At 62.4% G+C, this 13409-nt stretch carries 11 protein-coding genes and 2 tRNA genes; 4 read left to right on the top strand and 9 right to left on the bottom strand.

Translation table 11 applies throughout. The features are described from left to right. Positions 1-17 precede the first annotated feature (17 nt). Together xth and NKH03_RS03295 are read left to right on the top strand one after the other, a co-directional pair. Positions 18-821: an exodeoxyribonuclease III gene (xth, locus tag NKH03_RS03300; protein ID WP_352871275.1), complete on the top strand. Its 804-nt coding sequence runs from the start codon at positions 18-20 to the stop codon at positions 819-821. Positions 822-881: 60 nt separating this feature from the next. Then, positions 882-1181 (top strand): hypothetical protein, encoded by a 300-nt coding sequence (locus NKH03_RS03295; RefSeq protein ID WP_352871276.1) that lies wholly within the window; start codon positions 882-884, stop codon positions 1179-1181. A gap of 31 nt (positions 1182-1212) precedes the next feature. Here the strand turns inward: NKH03_RS03295 and NKH03_RS03290 are convergent, their stop codons facing one another. The 8 genes from NKH03_RS03290 to NKH03_RS03255 form a co-directional block, all read right to left on the bottom strand. After that, positions 1213-2052: a tetratricopeptide repeat protein gene (locus NKH03_RS03290; RefSeq protein ID WP_352882971.1), complete on the bottom strand. Its 840-nt coding sequence runs from the start codon at positions 2050-2052 to the stop codon at positions 1213-1215. Continuing rightward, positions 2039-3763: a dihydroxy-acid dehydratase gene (gene ilvD, locus NKH03_RS03285; protein WP_352882973.1), complete on the bottom strand. Its 1725-nt coding sequence runs from the start codon at positions 3761-3763 to the stop codon at positions 2039-2041. The genes NKH03_RS03290 and ilvD overlap by 14 nt, the downstream gene beginning before the upstream one ends. Positions 3764-4070: 307 nt before the next feature. Further along, positions 4071-5309, bottom strand: coding sequence for an outer membrane protein transport protein (locus NKH03_RS03280; RefSeq protein ID WP_352967099.1), 1239 nt, complete (start codon positions 5307-5309; stop codon positions 4071-4073). 358 nt (positions 5310-5667) lie between these two features. Next, positions 5668-8451, bottom strand: a complete 2784-nt coding sequence (locus NKH03_RS03275) for a valine--tRNA ligase (protein ID WP_352967098.1) — start codon at positions 8449-8451, stop codon at positions 5668-5670. A 364-nt stretch (positions 8452-8815) separates the two neighbouring features. Beyond that, complete coding sequence (locus NKH03_RS03270; RefSeq protein WP_352967097.1) at positions 8816-9634, bottom strand: DUF2497 domain-containing protein; 819 nt, start codon at positions 9632-9634, stop codon at positions 8816-8818. 216 nt (positions 9635-9850) lie between these two features. Continuing rightward, positions 9851-11239, bottom strand: a complete 1389-nt coding sequence (locus NKH03_RS03265; RefSeq protein WP_352967095.1) for a TolC family outer membrane protein — start codon at positions 11237-11239, stop codon at positions 9851-9853. A gap of 183 nt (positions 11240-11422) precedes the next feature. Further along, positions 11423-12091 carry a protein-L-isoaspartate O-methyltransferase family protein gene (locus tag NKH03_RS03260; protein ID WP_352967094.1) on the bottom strand — a complete coding sequence of 223 codons (669 nt, stop codon included), beginning with the start codon at positions 12089-12091 and terminating at the stop codon, positions 11423-11425. A 90-nt stretch (positions 12092-12181) separates the two neighbouring features. After that, positions 12182-12255: transfer RNA gene (locus NKH03_RS03255), tRNA-Cys, on the bottom strand. 219 nt (positions 12256-12474) lie between these two features. Between NKH03_RS03255 and NKH03_RS03250 the strand changes: the two genes are divergently transcribed. Next, complete coding sequence (locus NKH03_RS03250) at positions 12475-12681, top strand: hypothetical protein (RefSeq protein WP_352967093.1); 207 nt, start codon at positions 12475-12477, stop codon at positions 12679-12681. Between the two features lie 14 nt (positions 12682-12695). On the opposite strand, the gene NKH03_RS03245 is transcribed toward NKH03_RS03250, so the two are convergent. Next, positions 12696-12953 carry a hypothetical protein gene (locus tag NKH03_RS03245; RefSeq protein ID WP_352967092.1) on the bottom strand — a complete coding sequence of 86 codons (258 nt, stop codon included), beginning with the start codon at positions 12951-12953 and terminating at the stop codon, positions 12696-12698. 222 nt (positions 12954-13175) lie between these two features. On the opposite strand from NKH03_RS03245, the gene NKH03_RS03240 reads away from it, so the two are divergent. Then, a tRNA-Asn gene (locus tag NKH03_RS03240) sits at positions 13176-13250 on the top strand. Positions 13251-13409: the final 159 nt, after the last annotated feature.

Here is a 13409-nt window from a genome sequence, read left to right as displayed (position 1 = left end):
GCAGCATCGGGACCGTCATGAAAATCGTCACCTGGAACATCAACGGCGTGCGCGCCCGCATCGGCAACCTGACCCATTGGCTGACCGAAAGCGCGCCCGATATCGCCTGCCTGCAGGAGATCAAGACGGTCGATGAGCAGTTCCCGCGCGCCGAGATCGAGGCGCTCGGCTACAATGTCGAAACCCATGGCCAGAAGGGTTTCAATGGTGTCGCCATCCTGTCGAAATTGCGCTTCGACGAAGTTGTCAGAGGCCTGCCTGGCGACGATGCCGACGAACAGGCGCGTTTCATCGAAGGCGTTTTCTCGACCGACAAGGGCGCCTTGCGCGTCGCCTCGCTCTATCTGCCGAACGGCAACCCGATCGATGACGAGAAGAAGTTCCCTTACAAACTGTCCTGGATGGCACGGCTGGAGCGCTGGGCTGAAGAGCGCCTGAAGCTCGAAGAGGCGCTGGTGCTGGCCGGCGACTACAACGTCATCCCCGAGCCGATCGACGCGCGGTTTCCGGAGAACTGGCTGGGCGATGCGCTGTTCCAGCCGCAGACGCGGCAGGCCTTCCGCCGGCTGCTCAACCTTGGCTTCACCGAGGCGGTGCGCGCGGTCACCGACGCGCCCGACACCTATACGTTCTGGGACTATCAGGCAGGCGCCTGGCAGAAGAACAACGGCATCCGCATCGACCATCTGCTGCTGTCGCCGGAAGCCGCCAACCGGTTCTCATCGGCCTCAATCGAAAAGCATGTCCGCGCCTGGGAAAAGCCGTCGGATCACGTACCGGTGGCGATCGACCTTGCGCTGCGGCCAGCTGACAACGGCTAAACCCTCATATCGCCACATTTCGAGCAGTTCATCGCGGGGCAGCATGGCGGCTGGGGTTCCATGACCATACGATTTCATCTTTGTCCGATCGGCCTGGCATTTGCCATGGCTGCTCCTGCCTCGGCACTTGCCGATCAGGAATGCCTGGCCAATGGAAAATCCTATCAGCTCGGCCAGGTCGCCTGCCTGACGGTTGGCGACCAGAGCCATCTTGCCCGCTGCGACATGGTGCTCAACAACACCTCGTGGACAAAGGTCGGCGACAGCTGCCCCGCAAACACGATGGCGCCGCACCTACACCCCACGCCGATCTCGACGCCGGCGCCCAGCATGGTGCCGACGGAACCGACAGAGAACTGATCAAGATTTTGTTGGTGAGGCTGGCGCGAAACTACTGGTCCGCGTTGCCGCCCTTGGTGATGATGTCATCGGCCAGCGAGATCGCGGTGCGGCGGTCGGCTTCGCCCGCGGTGGCAAATGCCTCTTCCTGCATGCCGCGTATCCAGGGCTGGTCGGCCGGCGAAGCGCGTTCGAGCGCCGCCGTCATCATCGCCAGGCCGCGGACGATCTTGCCGCTCTGGAACAACAGGTGGCCCAGCGTCGCCTGGGCACCGGCATGGCCCTTCTCGGCGGCAAGCTGGAACCAGCGCCCGGCCTGCTTGACGCTGGCCTTCACCCCGCCCTCGCCCTTCAGGAACATCTGCCCCATCTCGAACTGCGCGTTCGGGTTGCGGTAATTGGCGGCGGCGCGCATGTAATATTCCTGGGCCGCCACCTCGTTCTCGGTCACCGGGCTGCCGGGAATGCCCTTGCGCAGATAATCGCCAAGCGCCACCAGCGCGTCGGAGACATAGCTTTCCTCGGGCGAGCCGGGCTCGACATCCTGGTCGACGATCTCCGAGAAGAACTTGAACGCCTCATAGTCGTCGCGCGCCACGCCGTCGCCTTCGGCATACATGCGGGCAAGCTTCCAGGTGGCGCCGATCTGGCCGTTTTCGGCGGCATATTTGTAGGCCTCGGCGGCCTGTTCCTTGTGGCCGTTCTTGTAGGCGGAGAAGCCGAATTGGAACACGGCCCAAGGACTGGACTGCGGCTTCACGCCGGTCTTGTCGTCGAACACCTTGTCGTCGAAGGCCATGGCCTGGCCCACGGCGCCAAAGGTCGCGCCAAAAGTAGCGGCCACGACCAGTGCCGAAAAGACAGACGACCTCAACAACTCAGATGTCCGCATAGCAGTGTGTTTCTTTCGCACCGCCCGGATGGGTCACCGCGCCATCGCGCGCCGGCCCTACCGTCTGTGCATATTTCCATATCGCGCCCGACTGATAGTCGGTCGTGCGCGCCTTCCAGGTCTTTGCCCTCGCCGCCAGTTCGCTATCGGACAATGCCACCTCGATCGTGCCGTTCACCGCGTCGATCGAGATCAAATCGCCATCCCGGAGCAGCCCGATCGGACCACCCACCGCTGCCTCCGGCCCGACATGGCCGATGCAGAAACCGCGCGTCGCGCCCGAGAACCGCCCGTCGGTGATCAGCGCCACCTTGCCGCCCATGCCCTGGCCGTAGAGCGCTGCCGTCGTCGACAGCATTTCGCGCATGCCGGGGCCGCCGCGCGGCCCTTCGTAACGAATGACGAGAACCTCGCCTTCCCTGTAGTTGCGATGCGTCACCGCCTCGAAACATTCCTCTTCCGAATCGAAGCAGCGCGCCGGGCCGGAGAACTTCAACTCCGACATGCCGGCGACCTTCACGATCGCGCCTTCGGGGGCAAGGTTTCCCTTCAAGCCCACGACACCGCCGGTTTGGGTAATAGGTTTGTTGGCCGGGCGGACCACATCCTGATGCTCATTCCAGGCAACGTGCTCCATATTTTCGGCCAAAGTGCGGCCAGTCACGGTAAGGCAGTCGCCATGCAGATAACCGTGATCGAGCAGTGTCTTCATCAGCAGCGGGATGCCGCCTGCCTCGAACATGTCCTTGGCGACATATTTGCCGCCCGGCTTGAGGTCGGCGATGTAAGGCGTCTTCTCGAAGATCTTCGCCACGTCGAACAGGTCGAACTTGATGCCAGCCTCGTGCGCGATCGCCGGCAGGTGGAGTGCCGCGTTGGTCGAGCCACCGGTGGCCGAGACCACGGTCGCCGCGTTCTCCAGCGCCTTCAGCGTGACGATGTCGCGCGGCCGGATGTTTTTTGCGATCAGCTCCATGATCTTTTCGCCCGAGGCGAAATTGAAACGGTCGCGCATCTCGTAGGGCGCCGGCGCGCCACAGGAATAGGGCAGCGCCAGACCGATCGCCTCGGCGACGGTGGCCATTGTGTTGGCGGTGAACTGGGCGCCGCAGGAGCCGGCCGACGGACAGGCCGCCTGCTCGATTTCGAGAAGTTCGGCATCATCGATCGTGCCGACGGAGTGCTGGCCGACCGCCTCGAACACATCCTGCACGGTGATCTGGCGGCCGCGATAGCTGCCGGGCAGGATCGAACCGCCATAAATGAAGATCGACGGCACGTTGAGCCGCACCATGGCCATCATCATGCCGGGCAGCGACTTGTCGCAGCCGGCCAGCCCGACCAGCGCGTCGTAGCAATGGCCGCGCATGGTGAGTTCGACTGAATCGGCGATGACCTCGCGCGACACCAGCGACGACTTCATGCCCTGGTGGCCCATGGCGATGCCGTCGGTGACGGTGATGGTGCAGAATTCGCGCGGCGTGCCGCTGGCGGCCGCGACGCCCTTCTTGACCACCTGCGCCTGGCGCATCAGCGATATGTTGCAGGGCGCCGCCTCGTTCCAGCAGGATGCGACCCCGACCAGCGGCTGCGCGATCTCGGCCGCCGACAAGCCCATCGCATAGAGATAGGAACGGTGCGGCGCACGCGCCGGACCGACGGTCACATAGCGGCTGGGGAGCTTAGCCTTGGAAATGACTTTGGCGTCCATACTCTTCCTTGCCCCACATCTTCCTTGAAACGGGGCGGTGCGGCCTGCCCCATCGCCGAGCCTTTTGGCGCGTATCCCGAGACAGGATCGAGGTGCGCCGGGTTTATGGCGGGAAATGGGCAATTTCCTCTGGCTGACTTCTAGCGCAGGGGTTGTTCAGAAAGTGTTGCCGAAACGTCACAATCGTATGAGGTGGAAGAGGTGCGGCTAATATGCAACGCAGCTTGGATACGGCAGCGCCGACGATGGCCGGCGCAAACAGAAAAGGCCGGGCAATGCCCGGCCTTTTCTGTTGAGTTCCAGCAGGTTAGAACTTGACCTTGATGCCGCCAGAAATTGCCGTGACCAGATCGTTGCCGAAGTCATAGCTAGCGTCATCGCCAGCAACATAACCATTGTCTCCGGCCAACGTACCGGAATGGCCGCTGGTCAGCACTCCGATCGCACCTGCCAGACGAACTTCGATATTGGGCTTCGGGGTGTAGGCCACGCCACCACCCAACGTCCACGTATCTGTCTGAGAGCCATAGCCGTGCGAAGTGCCACGATCCCAGGAAAGCTGGCCGGCGGCCGCCCATTGATCGTTGAACTTGTGGCCAATGCCGCCTGTAACCGTCCAGCCGTCACGATACATCAGGTCGAGAGAGGTCAACTGGGCTGAATGAGCTTTGTCGCCCGTGACGCATAGCGCAGCAGGAGTACCCACCGCACAAATCGGAACGCTTTGCAAAACGCTCCAATTGACCCACTTGATCGAGCCAAAGGCGAGCCATCCGGGTGCGATGCCCGACTGCAATTTCAGCTCCACCACATCCGGCATGTACTGCGTCGAGCCGTAGATCGGGATGACGGTGCCGCCGACATTCGTCAGATCGAGCGTGCCCGAGATGTTGTCGAGCTTGACCTTCGAATTGTAGACGAGGCTCGCCCGCAATGCGATGTCCGGGATTTCGTAAGCAAGGCCGGCACGCCAGCCCCAGCCGTTGCTCGTCAAGTCGACGCGACCCGTGCCCCCGAAGTCGGGCACAAAGGGCGAGACCAGGCTTTCCTTGAAGCCGTAGACCTTCTGGTAAAAGACGCCGCCGATGAAGCGAAGTTGACCCTTGCCCGCATCCATCTTGTACGAGCAGGTGCCCGCGTAGTTGTCGCTCTTGATGTCCGTTTCCATGTTGGAAAACGCACCGTTCCAGATGCCGTGCGCAACATGAGCGCCCCAAGGCTGCGAGTAATCAACCATACAGTCGACGCCCTGGACGATTTGGGCCTTCGCGCCGATGCGCGGGACCCAATAGTTCTCGGCCCCATCGGCCGTGGTCCCGAAACCGAGGTCGGTCTCCCCAGGACCGCGTGCATTCTTGAGCTTGCGATCCGGCATCACGTAGGGCGCTTCCGCTTCCGTAGCGAACGGCGCGGGGTCAAACAAAAGATCGATGTCGTAACCGCCGCGCTCCAGGCCGCCAGCGTGCGCCGAATTCATCGCTGTCCCGATCAAAGCCAGCGAAAAGCACCCTGCCCCCAGCAGTGCTCTCAGACGCGAATTGCTCATGGATGTCCTCCCCGAATAGCCAGTGCATCAAGCTAGAACCAATTCAGGTTAACGGTGCAACAACGAATTCAAGAAGCGTACACGTACAGTTGATCAGAGTGCGTTTTCGGCAAAGTTCCGACGCTCCCGCAAGACCGAAAACACGGCATTTGAGTGCAAACGAACAAACAAAACCGGGGAAACGTCTCCAAAACCGTCCAAAAAGGGGGTATTTTGCAGGGTATCCGGCTCCATTGTTACATTATGGCAACAATGGGGCTAAATCTTCCGTTTACGTCAACATTAACGCAACGGAATGCCTGTTTTCGAGGCAAAATTCTGCCATTTTAGAGGGCGCTAAAGCCTCGCGACTCTACCCTCAACCGGCGTCGCGAACCCTGGTCAACGCGACCGAAAGCTTCTCCTGCGCGTCGCGATATTCGGCGAGCTTTTCACGCTCGGCGTCGACGATCTCGGCTGGCGCGCTCGCGACGAATCTTTCGTTCGAGAGCTTCTTGTGCAGGCGCGCGATTTCCTCGGTCACCTTGGCCAGTTCCTTCCGCAGCCGTGCCGCCTCGGCGGCGAGATCGATCAGGCTGCCGAGCGGCAGGCAGATAGTCGCTTCGTTGAGGACGATCTGCGCTGAACCCTTTGGCGCGACATCGGCAAGCGAGATGTCGCCAACCCGCGCCAGCCGCTTGATCGCCGAATCCTCGCGAACCAGCCGCTCGCGCGTCGCATCGTTGGCGCCGACCACGACCAGCGGTGCAATGGCTGCCGGCGGCACGTTCATCTCCGAGCGCACGGAGCGGATGCCGGAGACGAGATCGACCAGCCAGTTGATGTCGGCGGCGGCATCCGCGTCCTCGAAGTCCGGCGATGGCCATGCGGCATGGCACAGCAGCGAAGGCCGTTCCTTGCCTTCGCCAGCGGTCTGCGCCCACAGTTCCTCGGTCATGAACGGCATCATCGGATGCAGCAGCTTGTAGATTTCATCCAGCACGAAGGCGACGCAGGCGCGGCTTTCGGCCTTGGCCGCCTCGTCGGTGCCCATGAAAACCGGCTTCAGCAGTTCCAGGTACCAGTCGCAGAACAGGTTCCAGACGAAGCGGTAGGCAGCACCGGCCGCTTCGTTGAAGCGGTATGAGGTGATGCCGTCCGTAATGTCTCGCGCCGCCCGCGTCAGTTCGGTGAGTATCCAGCGGTTGACCGCCAGCTTGGCGTCGTTCAGCCAGAAATCGTCGTTGCGCGCGACCTCGTTCATCTCGGCAAAACGCGTCGCGTTCCAAAGCTTGGTGCCGAAATTTCGATAGCCGGCGATGCGCGCCGGGTCGAGCTTCACGTCGCGGCCTTGCGCCGCCATCACCGTCAGGGTGAAACGCAGCGCATCGGCGCCGTATTCGTCGATGAGGTCGAGCGGGTCGATGACGTTGCCTTTCGACTTCGACATCTTCTGCCCGTTCTTGTCGCGCACCAGCGCATGGACATAGACCGTGTGGAACGGCTCCTCGTCCATGAAGTGCAGGCCCATCATCATCATGCGGGCGACCCAGAAGAAGATGATGTCGAAGCCGGTCACCAGCACGTCGGTCTGGTAGTAGGTCTTCAGCTCGGACGTCTCGTCCGGCCATCCCAAGGTCGAGAACGGCCACAGCGCCGACGAGAACCAAGTGTCGAGCACATCCTCGTCGCGGGTCAGGATCTCGCCCGGCTGGAAATTCTCAAGCTTGTCCTCGACCCACGCCTTCCACGGCCCTTCCAGCGCCAGATAATATTCGATCGCCGCGCCCAGCGCCTCTTCCTCGGTCTTCTCGACGAAGACCCGTCCGTCCGGCCCGTACCAGGCCGGGATCTGGTGACCCCACCAGAGCTGGCGCGAGATGCACCAGGGCTGGATGTTCTCCATCCAGTCGAAATAGGTCTTCTCCCAGTTCTTCGGCACGAAGTTGGTGCGGCCCTCGCGCACCGATGCGATCGCCGGTTTGGCCAACTCCGCCGCGTTGGCATACCACTGCTCGGTCAGGAACGGCTCGATCGGCACGCCGCCGCGGTCGCCATGCGGCACGGCGTGGCGATGCGGCTCGACCTTTTCGAGGAAGCCGCCTTCTTCCATCAGCTCGACGATCTTCTTGCGCGCGACGAAGCGGTCGAGGCCGTCGAGTTCATCCCAGACCGCCTGGCGCTCCGGCGTCACCTCGAGACCGGCAACAAAATCCTCATTGTCCTTGAGGCTTACCGCCGCCGCCGTGGTCAGGATGTTGATCGCCGGCAGCTTGTGGCGCTTGCCGACCTCGAAGTCGTTGAAGTCGTGCGCCGGCGTGATCTTGACCGCGCCGGAGCCCTTCTCAGGATCGGAATACTCATCCGCCACCACGGGAATTTTGCGGCCGACGATCGGCAGAACGATGTTCCCGCCGACCAGGTGGCGGAAACGCTCGTCGTCGGGATGCACGGCAACGGCCGTGTCGCCCAGCATCGTCTCGGGGCGCGTCGTTGCCACGGTGATGAAGGTTTTCGGATTCTCCGGGTCGAAGACCTGGCCCTCGATCGGATAGCGGAAGTGCCAGAGATTGCCGTTGACCTCCTGCTGCTCGACCTCGAGATCGGAGATCGCGGTCAGCAGCTTGGGGTCCCAGTTCACAAGGCGCTTGTCCTTGTAGATCAGCCCTTCCTTGTAGAGCGTGACGAACACTTCGAGCACGGCCTTGGACAGGCCTTCGTCCATGGTGAAGCGTTCGCGTGACCAGTCGGCGGAGGCGCCGAGCCGCTTCAGCTGGTTGAAGATCGCGCCGCCGGATTCAGCTTTCCACTCCCACACTTTCTCGATGAACTGTTCGCGCGTCAGGTCGCGGCGGTGGATCTGCTTCTCCATCAGTTGCCGCTCGACCACCATCTGCGTGGCGATGCCGGCATGGTCCATGCCCGGCTGCCACAAGACGTTCTTGCCGCGCATCCGCTCGAAGCGCACCAATATGTCCTGCAGAGTGTTGTTGAGCGCGTGCCCCATATGCAGCGAGCCGGTCACGTTCGGCGGCGGGATGACGATGGTGAAGGCCTCGGCCCCCTCCTCGGCCCCGGCACCGGCGCGAAACGCATCGGCCTCTTCCCAGACTTTGGCGATCTTCGGCTCGACGGTTTTTGCGTCGTAGGTCTTTTCAAGCATAGGAAAATGGTCCGCGCTGTCGGGAGTTTTGCTGGTCCGGTGTAAATCGGAAGGTTTTGGCCAAGTCAACCGCAAGGGCTGTCGCGGGCCATCACAGGCAGATAGGCGTGGCCATGGTCATTTCAACGGAAGCCATGCCCCCATTCGGCGCAGGACTTCGCCCTTGGCGCCCAATAAGGCTTTCCGCATGCCGGACAGTCATTGCCGTAGTCCGAGCGGCGAACGTAGAAGATGTCGTACACGGCCCATTGTCGTCAGGGATTCCGGCGAAAACCTGTCTGCCTCGCCACGAATACAAACTGACCTTCGCCCAAAGAGACGGCACCACGGAGGCGCCGTCTCTTTTTGGCAATCGATACGGATACTATTGCGCGCCGCGCGCCACGCGCTCGATCTCCTCGCGCACCAGCCTTTCGACCAGCGTCGGCAGATTGTTGTCGAGCCAATCCTGCAGCATCGGGCGCAGCATCTCTTCGGCCATCTCGTCGAATGTCTTCTTGCCGCGGCTGGCGAACGCATCGGAAAGCTCGCCAAAGGCGGCGGCAACCTGCCGGCCCGTATGCTCGGAAACGATCGCCGGACGCGGCGCGTCACTAACTGGCACCGGCCGTACCGCGTCCGGACGAGGCGGCTCGGAGGCTGCTTTCGCGCTCGGTTCGTGCCTTGAATCGTCAACCGGCGGCTGGGTAACCGGCTTGCGTGCCTCGGCCTTGTCCGACACCATTTTGGCCTGCTCACCAACCGCGGCGATCTCGCGCCGCCAATCGGCAACGGGGGTGTCCGGGGCGGTGACGGGACGCGGTGCCGGCGCGTCGACCGCGGCCGGCTCGGCGGCAACCCGGGCGCTGACCTCGGCAAGTGTCATCGATGGTTTGGTCGGGGCTGGATCGGCGCGCACCGGCGTTTCCGAACGCGCGATCACCGGCTCGGCCGCCGGCAGCTGCGCCTGGACTTCCGCCAGCGTCACCGGCTTCCTGACCTCGGGAGCGGCATGGAGGTCGGCACGGAATGCCTCGACGTCGGGGGCAGCATCGGCGCTCGACGCCGGCTCCAGATCCTGGCGCAACTCATCGGCGTCGCCCGGCTGCTTGCGGCCGCCGTCGCTGTCCTCGATTATTCGCCTGATGGAAGCCAGTATCTCTTCCATGGAAGGTTCGCGCTGTGCGCTGCTTGCCGTTGCCATCGTCACATCCGCCGCCTTTTGTGACCCTGTGGATTTCCGCTCCGGCAAAGCCGGATCGAATCATGGCGACAGCGTAGCCGACGGATCGCCGCACGAGAATCCCCAATCTGGGGACTTGTGGGATTTCAACAGATTAGCGCGATCTTGAAAGCAAAGAGCAGCGGAGCAAAAAATCCAGCTCAAACGGCGAGACGGCAAAGTCCGGACCGAACGCCCTCAGCGCCCGTCCGGCGTGCGCAGGCCGATCCATTTGTCCTTGACTGCATTGTAGTGCTCTTCAGGCTTGTATTTCGTCACCTGCAGGCCAAGGCGGTCGACGGACAGGCGGCCGGTCGCCTGCAGGATGGCGTAGCTCGCCACCACCACGTCATGCTCATAACTCGCCTGGTTGATCTCGGCGGTGATGACCGTCGCCTGTGCGTTGAGGACATCGAGCGTGGTGCGCTGGCCGACATTGCGTTCTTCGATGACGCCATTCAACGCCAGCTTCGCGGCCTCGATGACTTGCCTATTGGCCGTCAGCTGCTGCTGCGCGGCGGTGTACTCGGTCCAGGCGGCGGTGACGGCCTGTCGCACCTGGTCGCGGCTGACGTCGACCTCGATGCGAGCCTGGCTGAGCGATTCCTTGTCCTGGCGCACGATGGCCGAGGTGCGGCCACCAGAATAGATCGGGATGGTCAGCGTTGCCCCGACACTCGCCGAATTGGTCGTTCCGTCCTGCGTCGAGAAGGCACCCGGCACAGTGTTGCGATAGGCGCTCGAAACGCCGGCGGAAGCCGAAAGCTGCGGCAGCAGCGCGCCTTCGGCCGACTTAACCGAAAACGCGGCTGCGTCGACCAGATGCTGGGTGGCAAGGATGGCCGGGTGTTCGTTCGAGGCTACCCCGACGGCGGCGGCTAGGCTCGACGGCAACAGCTTTGCCACCGGCGAAGCGCCTTTGAGCTTGCCCGGCTCGTCGCCGACGATCTGGCGATAGCTAGCGGCACTCGCCAGTGCCTGCGCCCGGGCGGCGCTCAGCGAAGCCACGGCGGCGGCCCGCGAAGCGTCGGCCTGGGCGACGTCGGTACGCGTTCCTTCGCCAACCTCGAAGCGCGACCGCGCCGCGCGCGCCGTTTCGGTCAGGAATTGCAGGTTCTGTTCGGTCAGCACTGCGACCTGCCGGTCGCGAATCACGTTCATATACGCCTGCGCCGCGCTGAACAGGGTGTTCTCTTCGGTGTTGCGCAGGCTTTCGACCGATGCGCGAACCTGTGATTCGGCGGCAGCGACATTGTTCCTGGTCTGAAAGCCGTCGAACAGCGTCTGATTGATCTGGACGCCAAAATTTCCGGTGGTTAGCCGTATACTCCGATCCGTACCGTTGAGATGGCTGCTGGAATAGTCGATTTCCGCGGAGCCGTTGATGGTCGGACGCCAGCCCGACTTGGCGATGGCGACGCCCTCATCGGTGACACGGACGCCGGCGCGAGCCGAATTCAGCGAAGAATTGTACTGATAGGCCTTTGCAAGCGCGCCGGAGATGGTTTCGGCCGAAGCGGCCAGTGGGGACAGCATGGTCGCCGAAACGAGGACGGCGGTGAAAAGTGACTTGCGTACAGACGGCACGGTTAAACCCTCATTCGTTTTTCCATGGGAACTGCGCCGCGCCGCTTCTCATTCTGATCAGCCGGCGCCGCGTGTTCGATGTTCCCTGCTGCTCAGCCCCAAAGTGCCCCCAGTTTGCGGATCAGCAACGATTGTTCAAATGCAAGCGACCATGACAAAGCCTCTGCTGCAAGGCCAAATCATTCAGAACTCGAAGGCATGAATACGTTCAAACCCCGGTAGTGGCTTAATTGCCGCATTAAACGCGCGTCTTCCGGTTACAACCCCCCCGGCTTTAAAAAAAAGTCGCGCCACGCCGGAATTGCCCTGCCCTTCGACGGCGACAAGCCGGCCGCCTTCGGCAAGCTGGTCGAGCAGCGGCACTGGGACTTCCGCGACGCTGCCGCCGACGAAGATGACGTCATAGGGCGCCTGGGCTGGATACCCCTGCGGCAACTCCCCCTCCACAACGGTCACATTGCCGCAGCCAAGCGATGAAAGCGTCGATCTGGCGGTTTCCACCAGCGCCGAATCGCTTTCGAGCGCCACCACGGACCTGGCCAGCCGCGACAGGATGGCCGAAGCGTAGCCCGTGCCGCAGCCGACATCGAGCGCCGAGTCGGTCGGATTGATCTCGGCCAGCTGGATGAGCTTGGCCAGCGGCGAGGCTTCCATCAGGTAGCGCGCGCCGTCGGCGCCGGCCGCAATGCGGATGTCCTCGTCGATATAGGCGAGATCGCGCTGGCCGGCGCCGACAAAGACCTCTCTCGGCACGGCAAGCATGGCGTCGAGCAGCGGCGCGCTGGTCACATCGGTGGTGCGAACCTGGCCATCGACCATCTTGACGCGAAGCTCGGAGAAATCAGCGCTCATGTCCCAACCAATCCGCTTGCCGCGCCAGAACCGCGGTTCATTATGTCAGGAACTTCAGGCCCCTGCGCTGCTGCGCGGGGGCCCGGGCATTGGAGGCCTCGCCCGGAATCGAACCGGGGTGCAAGGATTTGCAGTCCTCTGCGTAACCACTCCGCCACGAGGCCTCGTTGCTCCCGGCGTTCCACCCGGTTCCAATAGGTTGCGGCGAAAATGCCGTCAAGCGGCCACCGTGCATTCCGAACGGTTTCCTCCGCGCCAATCCGGGCAGCCCCTGTCAAATCGTCAGGCCCAAGCCTCGCCGCCACACTAGCGGATTCTTAAGCATGACCCACGGCGGGAAGAAACCCTTCGACGGTCCATGTGTTGATCACGGCAAGAGGCGAATGCGCCAGGCAATGGTGGAAAACGACAAGAACGCGCCGCCCAGCCTGTCCCTGCCGCGGTGCGGAGAGCTTTTGCGCTACGCCATCGACCGCCTGTCCATCGAAGGCGCGGGCAACCTGTCACCGCACGACAGGGCAAGGCTTGTCTCGGCCGCGGCGATTCTCAAGCAGATCCGCGAGGCACTGGAAGAGCACGCCGCCCGCTGAGGCGTGCCTGGCCGTCAATCCGGCCGGCGTCGCCGTTCCCACCAGACGACAAAGCGGCGCCGGTGGCGGCGCACCATGGCGAATTCATAAGAAAGCACCAGCAATCCGAGCGGAACCATCCAGAAGCCGAGAATCGGCAGGAACCCGAGGATGCCGCCAATGGTCAGCAGGAGACCGATGGTGATTCTGAGCCCGCGCGAGCGCGGCATTTTGAACTCACGCCCGAAAACTGAGATTTTGCGTGCCGGCATCTGGTTGTCTTGTGCTGTCATCGTCTCGAAAAATTGACCCGGTCTGATCGTCCTGGAGCACCCTTGAACCAAAGCCGCGGCCGCGCTTTCGGTTCCATACCCCTGCCAAGACGGCTAATATGAGGGCATCCCTCGACGATTGCGAGAAACGCCTGTGCGAAAAAGCCTCGAAAAAATTCGAATTGCTTCTTTGCAAAGCCGAAAAGGGCAGCTATACGCTGCGCAACTCGCATAAGAGCCCGTTCCCCGGTAGCTCAGTGGTAGAGCAACCGGCTGTTAACCGGTTGGTCGCTGGTTCGAATCCGGCCCGGGGAGCCAATTCATCCAAACTGCGAACGCCCGCCTGCGCGCGGTTGCACTCCAGATACTCCTTCCTCGACAGCGAGCATCTTCAGGAGTTGATGTTGGCGACATTTTTCCCGTCAAGATAGTCGGCTCTGGAATTTCAACCGAAAAAAGAGCTATGATGACCTTGGC

The organism is Mesorhizobium sp. M1406, from assembly GCF_040317555.1.
Taxonomy (GTDB): domain Bacteria; phylum Pseudomonadota; class Alphaproteobacteria; order Rhizobiales; family Rhizobiaceae; genus Mesorhizobium.
Note: the sequence above shows the minus strand (reverse complement) of the source record. Positions and strands in the feature narration are given on the sequence as shown.

Excerpts from the sequence above, each read along its gene's own strand:
- xth (WP_352871275.1), top strand. The coding sequence starts at position 18 with ATGAAAATCGTCACCTGGAACATCAACGGCGTGCGCGCCCGCATCGGC.
- NKH03_RS03295 (WP_352871276.1), top strand. The coding sequence starts at position 882 with ATGACCATACGATTTCATCTTTGTCCGATCGGCCTGGCATTTGCCATG.
- NKH03_RS03290 (WP_352882971.1), bottom strand. The coding sequence starts at position 2,052 with ATGCGGACATCTGAGTTGTTGAGGTCGTCTGTCTTTTCGGCACTGGTC.
- ilvD (WP_352882973.1), bottom strand. The coding sequence starts at position 3,763 with ATGGACGCCAAAGTCATTTCCAAGGCTAAGCTCCCCAGCCGCTATGTG.
- NKH03_RS03280 (WP_352967099.1), bottom strand. The coding sequence starts at position 5,309 with ATGAGCAATTCGCGTCTGAGAGCACTGCTGGGGGCAGGGTGCTTTTCG.
- NKH03_RS03275 (WP_352967098.1), bottom strand. The coding sequence starts at position 8,451 with ATGCTTGAAAAGACCTACGACGCAAAAACCGTCGAGCCGAAGATCGCC.
- NKH03_RS03270 (WP_352967097.1), bottom strand. The coding sequence starts at position 9,634 with ATGGCAACGGCAAGCAGCGCACAGCGCGAACCTTCCATGGAAGAGATA.
- NKH03_RS03260 (WP_352967094.1), bottom strand. The coding sequence starts at position 12,091 with ATGAGCGCTGATTTCTCCGAGCTTCGCGTCAAGATGGTCGATGGCCAG.
- NKH03_RS03250 (WP_352967093.1), top strand. The coding sequence starts at position 12,475 with ATGCGCCAGGCAATGGTGGAAAACGACAAGAACGCGCCGCCCAGCCTG.
- NKH03_RS03245 (WP_352967092.1), bottom strand. The coding sequence starts at position 12,953 with ATGACAGCACAAGACAACCAGATGCCGGCACGCAAAATCTCAGTTTTC.